This is a genomic window from Rhodopseudomonas sp. B29, assembly GCF_000333455.1.
Taxonomy (GTDB): domain Bacteria; phylum Pseudomonadota; class Alphaproteobacteria; order Rhizobiales; family Xanthobacteraceae; genus Rhodopseudomonas.
Genome location: NZ_BADD01000647.1, coordinates 1 through 5,506, shown reverse-complemented (window position 1 = coordinate 5,506; position 5,506 = coordinate 1). Strand labels below are relative to the sequence as shown.

Sequence of the window (5,506 nt, the reverse complement as noted above, 5' to 3'; positions counted from 1 at the left end):
CTTCGTCGTGATGATCAAGTCGCTGCAGTACAGCTATCTGTTCGGGCTGCTGCCGGCGCTGATGATGGGCGCGATCGACGAGATCTTCTGTCACATCCGCCCGATCGGGCCGTGGCTGCGGCTAGTGATCGTCGGACTGATCGGCTTCGTCGCCACGGCGTTCCTTTACGGCAACCGCGGTGCCGACGCCGGCGTGCTGCAATTCGTGCTGTACGGACTCGTCGGCCTGGTGCCGGCGATTCTGTCGTCCTGGCTGTCGCACAAATACGCCGATCCGGTCGAGCCGCAGGCGGACAAGAAGGCGGCGGCGTAAACGCAAAACGCCGTCATGCGTGCGCTTGACCCGCCTGCGCGGCCGAAGCCGCTCCGGCGTGGCGAAGGCCCGCGCATCCATCATTAACAAAGTGTCTTCGAATGATGGATTGCCGGGTCAAACCCGGCAATGACGCCTTGGAAGCCTCAGCCGCGCGCCGCGGCCTCGCTCCAGCCGCTGAGGCCTTCGATGGCGTTGTCCTGCAGGGCGGCGTCGAGCTTGTCGCGCAGTTCGGCGTAGCGCTCCTTGGCGGCGGCTACGGCGGTGCTGGTCATGCCGCTGTCACGCGCCTGGACCTTGGGGCTCAGACGCAGGAATTCCTCGGTCTCCGCGGCGGTGAGTCCAGCGATCACGGTGCCGCCGTGACCGTCCTTGGTCAGCGCCCGGATCTGCTCGAGCCATTGTTTGGAGGGCCGGCTCCTGCTTCAAGAGCGCGGCGATGGTCTGTTCAAGGGTGTGAGGCATGGGGCTGTTCCGCTTCCCGTCGATGGACTCTCTGCCACCTGTCGCCTCGCTAGACGACTGACGGGTGCGACCGCATTGTGCAGGATCAATTGCTGCGGTGCCCAAGTGTGTGTTTGACCGGCGCGTAGTTATCGAAATACCAGTACGCGCCGGTCAGACGATCATCTCCACTGTTTTTCCTCGACGGTCCACTGGTCACCGGGTAAGCGGCCCGGCTTGAGAAAGGCGTCGACCACGTTAGCGAGCACGCGTGCGGCCGAGTTGTCGAAGCCATTGGCGGGCAGCGCCTGGCCGAAGCCGATCGACCCGGTGGAGAACACCGCGCCGTCGTTTGGCGCGGTGAAATAGGTGATATCGCCGCGGATGCGATAGTCGAGCGAGCCGGTGAGGCCCGCATAGGCGTAGAGCAATTCCTCGGTCACCAGCACGTAGTTGTCGGAATGGCCGCCCGATGAGGCGATGATCTTGGTGTGCGGCGGCGTGCCGAGCGACAGGTCGTAGCGATCGAGTTCGACGCCGGCGGCGCCGCCATAGGCAAGGCCGCAGTCGCCGATGATCTCGCCCTCGACGCCATCGGTGATCCAGGACACCGTGCGATGCCAGGCATCCGGCATCTTGCGATACGGCGTCGCGGTCTCGAAGCCTTCAGCGATGAAGCCGACGCCGGTCAGTTTCTGCGGTGCGCGGCCGCGGTTGCGCCACAGCCCGCTCTTCTCGCCGGTGGTCTGTAGATAATGCTCGCCGGGCCTCGCCGCCCAGGCGCGCATGCCGCTGTCTAGCTTGCGCACTTCCATGCAGGCTGGCACTTCCGGATCGAAACCCACCACCCAGTAATAGCCGTTGCCACCCATGTAGATCAGTCGGCCGCCGCCGGCGACGTAGTCCTCCTGCGCGTCGAGCATCTTCTCCGATACGTATTCGGGATGCGTGCCGCTCATCACGCACAGATACGGCTTCAGCAGTTCGACGCCCTCGCGGTCGAGGTCTTCGTCGGTGATGAAGTCGCAGTCGTAGCCCATGTGGTCGATCCAGGCGACGACCGACAGGTCGGCCGGGAACTGCCAGGTGATGTTCATGCTCGACATGCGATATTTCGGCCGCATGTTGACGATCGGCCGCAGATACGACGAGAAACAGACGCCGGCGTCGTCTTCGTAGTGATCGTAGGTCGACAGGCCGTATTCGCGATGTTCGTAGGTCTCGACGTCGAGATCGGTGACCACCGGCGGCTGCCCGGTCATCGGCTGGATGATGTGGGCGTCGAAGCTCAGCGCTTCGTTGCCGTACGCTAGGTAGCTGGCGGTCGGCACCAGGAAGCACAGCTTGCCGCCCGGCTTGGCGGCGCGCACGACGAACACGATGTATTCTTCGGCGATGCCGGTGCCGGGTCCGATCCTCAGCCGTACCGCATAAATGCCGCTCTTCAGATCGGCCGGCACGGTGAAGGTCTTGGTCGGCTCCCAGCGGCAGTCGGTCACCGAGTCGCGGTGGAATTCGATGCCGCCGTATTGAGAAGGGTCGAGCCGGTAGCAATCGTCCTTGCCGTTCCAGTTCCAGCCCGTCATGCCGCGAACCGGATGGTTGAAGCCTTTGGCGTGCAGCCCGTGCGGGCCGACATCGGTGACGGTGTGTCCGACGCCGTGGGCACTGTAGCCCTTGGACGTGTCCCAGTAGGCGAGGATATCGGATGCGGGTGGCAGCCCGCCTTTGCAGCAATGGTCGAGCTCGGTGCGCGACAGCGCCCGGCTGCAGATCGCCGGGCGATCGATCTTCCCTGCGTAAAGGTCGTTGACGAACGCGCCGCGCAGCTTGTGCTCGTCGTGCGCGCCGGCGATCATGAACGGCACGTCGCCGCGGTTCTCGGGCGCAAAGCGGAAATGCTGCACCACGTGGCTGGCATAGTCGTGCGGCACCACCTTGCTGAGCAGCGAATTGTAGCGGTTGCCGACGCCTTCCTGATAAATTTCCGCGCGCCCGGTGGCGCGATCGTAGGACACGGCGACGAAGTACCACATCTTGGCGAGCAGCGGCAGTTCGGCGCAGACGTAGTCGACCTCCTTGCCGTTGCCGACCCAGAATTCGAGATGTCCGGCCGGGTTGATACCAAGCGCGTAGCCAACGTTGCGCAGAGCGTCCCAGCGGCCGAGAATGGTTTGCCGGTCGCCGTGACACGGCATCGTCGGCCAGATGAACGCCATCAGCGTCAGGCTGCCCGGCACTTCAAGCTTCCGCGCGGGATCATCGACCTTGAGATAGCTGCCGAGCTGGGTGAACTGCTTCTTCACGGCCCAGCGTCCATTGACGGCGCTGTCGAGTTCGACTTCGACATGGCCTGGGCCGGCCGGGCTGCTGTCGCCGTGGATCAGCCGGACGAGTTGCGCATCCGCCTCGGTGGCGCCATCGCAATTGACGTGGAACGTGATGTCTTCGCCCGGGCGAACGGAAATGCGATTGGCGTATCCGAAGATTTTCTGCTGGGCCATTTCTAGGTCTCTACAAGGTCTTTGACGTGGCGCAGGAAGGCGCCGTGGCGGGCCTCCTGCAGCGTGGCGAAGCGCTGGTCGCCGACGTAAGCCGGCTTCTGGCCGCGGCCGGCGAAGCGGATCAGCCGGAAGCTGCCGTCGGCCTCCACCTTCACTGCATATTGCTGATGAGGCGGCCGGCGTTCGCACCAGGCGAGCAGCCGCGCCAGCGGCTCGCTGACATGGCCGAGGTCGCCGCGCGCGTGCTCGGCGATCAGCTCGTCGCTCAGCACCGAACGCAGGTAGCTGCGGGTCATCCGGTCGAACAGATCGCGGACATGGACGTCCTGATTGGCCTCTGGGGCGATGTCGGTCTCGGTCATGGGCCGCCCTTTAGCTTTCCATCAGGTCGTGGACGCGCCGCACGAACACCGCGTGGTAGCCCTCATCCAGCGTGCTGTATTCGCGGTCGTCGACTAGTCGCGGCGACACGCCGCGCACGCCGGAGAAGGCAATGATCTTGTATGGCCCGTTTGGAGACGCGGCGTGCAGCGCGTATTTGTCCTCCATCTTGGCGCGGCGGAAATACAGCAGCACGCGTTCCAGAGCCTCGGAGTGCTGGCCGAGCGGCTGGCGGCGATGCTCTTCGATGATCTCCGGCGAGATCAGTCCCTTGAGGTAGTCGCGCTGCATCTTGTCGTAGCGGCGGAAATACAGCGTGTCCTTGTCGTCGATCTCGGTGGCTTCCTCGGGCAATGCCTCGCCGCCCTTTTCGGTGCGGGTCGAGCGCCATTCGCCGCGCTTCTTGGCGCGCCAAGCGTTGAACTGCTTGCGGATGCCGAAATAGCCGTTGTTGAGGAACAGCACGGCGCCGAGCATCAGCCCGCCGATGATCAGATAGCGCCAAGGCCCCCATTCGAGCAGCACGTCGCGCAGGAAGATCACTACCAGCGTGCCGAACACCGCGCCTTCGGCGCGGCCGATGCCGCCGATGGTGATCATGGCGAGGCCGAGCAGCACGGTCTGGAAGTCGAAGATCGAATAGGCGACGCCGCGATACTGCGCCGCGTAGAACCCGCCGATGAAGCCGAGCGCCACCGAGGTCAGCAGGAAGATGGTGATGCGCGCCCGCTTGTAATCGACACCGGCGGCGGCCGCGAACGCCTCGTGCTTTTCCGGCGCCATCCGCAGCACGCGGCCGAGCCGCTTGCCGTTGATGAAACGGAAGACGAATAAGGCAGCGATCAGCAGCGCGAAGGATGTGTAATAGGCGACGACGGATTGCGTGTGCGGCGCCCAGCTCTGGCTGATGAAGGAGTCCGCGCCGTACAGACCGCCCGATGCCGCGCCGAACTGCTTCGAGGTGGTGAAGAACACCCGGAATAGTTCGTTGAGGCCCAGCGTCAGCAGCGCATAATAGAAACCGTCGAGCCGCAGCGCCGGCAACGCGATCAACAGCCCGAACACCAGTCCGATCGCCGCGCCGATCGGCGGCATGGCGTACCACGGAACGCCGTACTTCACCGACAACAGCGAGGTGATGAAGGCGGCGGTGCCGACGACCGCATAGGTCGCCAGCGAGAAGATCGAGGCGGTGCCGATGATCAGCGTCCAGCACACGTTGATCGCGGCGAAGATGCCGAACGTTGCACCGGCCGTCAGCAACGCATTCATCTGCGCCTGCGGGAACAACGCCGGTGCAATCAGCAGCAGCAGGAGCGACAGCACCCAGTAGATCGGCTTGCGATCGAGGATGCGCTTTTCGGCCACCGCGGTCTTGCGGTTGTACAGTCCCTTGATCGCCAGCAGGTTGCGGCGCGTCGGCCAATAGCGCAGCCGGTTCCAGGTTCGCGCGCCGTGGTTGCCCCAGATGATGAAGTATTTCAGCCGGCCGACCGGGTGGGTCGGTACTTTGAACGTGGTGTTTGCGCGCCAGACCGAGCGCGGATCGGGGACCGGGATGGTCGGCGCTTCGGCATTGCCCGTCGCGGTGCCCCACGCGGCCAGCGGATTCGTCCAGGTCGTTTCGCTACGCGGTTGCTCGGTCATGCTCATTGCTCGCGGGCTTTGTCGACGATGCCGGAGATGCCGCGCGGACGGACGATCAGGATGAGGATGATGACGAGGAACTGGGTCATCAGCACGTATTGGCCGCCGAGGAATTTGTTGGTCAGCGCTTCGACCAGGCCGAGCAGGATGGCGGCAATCACCGCGCCCTGCACCGAGCCGAGCCCGCCGCACAGCGCGATCGATACGCCCTTGATCA

At 64.4% G+C, this 5,506-nt stretch carries 5 protein-coding genes and 1 pseudogene; 1 reads left to right on the top strand and 5 read right to left on the bottom strand.

Annotated elements, in window-relative coordinates; all coding sequences use genetic code 11:
- A partial coding sequence (locus tag I5M_RS23275) for a DUF5413 family protein (RefSeq protein WP_022723592.1) occupies window positions 1–313 on the top strand: 313 nt, incomplete at its 5' end.
- 146 nt (window positions 314–459) lie between these two features.
- Here the strand turns inward: I5M_RS23275 and I5M_RS33870 are convergent.
- The 5 genes and pseudogenes from I5M_RS33870 to I5M_RS23250 all read right to left on the bottom strand — a co-directional run.
- Window positions 460–666, bottom strand: a complete 207-nt coding sequence (locus I5M_RS33870) for a hypothetical protein (RefSeq protein ID WP_244432079.1) — start codon at window positions 664–666, stop codon at window positions 460–462.
- A gap of 273 nt (window positions 667–939) precedes the next feature.
- On the bottom strand, window positions 940–3,261 hold the full coding sequence (locus I5M_RS23265; RefSeq protein ID WP_022723591.1) for a N,N-dimethylformamidase beta subunit family domain-containing protein: 2,322 nt from the start codon (window positions 3,259–3,261) through the stop codon (window positions 940–942).
- A 2-nt stretch (window positions 3,262–3,263) separates the two neighbouring features.
- Window positions 3,264–3,623, bottom strand: coding sequence for a hypothetical protein (locus I5M_RS23260; protein WP_022723590.1), 360 nt, complete (start codon window positions 3,621–3,623; stop codon window positions 3,264–3,266).
- Window positions 3,624–3,633: 10 nt separating this feature from the next.
- Window positions 3,634–5,289, bottom strand: a complete 1,656-nt coding sequence (locus I5M_RS23255) for a branched-chain amino acid ABC transporter permease (protein WP_031337377.1) — start codon at window positions 5,287–5,289, stop codon at window positions 3,634–3,636.
- A gap of 2 nt (window positions 5,290–5,291) precedes the next feature.
- Window positions 5,292–5,506: pseudogene (locus I5M_RS23250) on the bottom strand (branched-chain amino acid ABC transporter permease); the annotation flags it as partial.

Excerpts from the sequence above, each read along its gene's own strand:
- I5M_RS23260 (WP_022723590.1), bottom strand. The coding sequence starts at position 3,623 with ATGACCGAGACCGACATCGCCCCAGAGGCCAATCAGGACGTCCATGTC.
- I5M_RS23255 (WP_031337377.1), bottom strand. The coding sequence starts at position 5,289 with ATGACCGAGCAACCGCGTAGCGAAACGACCTGGACGAATCCGCTGGCC.
- I5M_RS23265 (WP_022723591.1), bottom strand. The coding sequence starts at position 3,261 with ATGGCCCAGCAGAAAATCTTCGGATACGCCAATCGCATTTCCGTTCGC.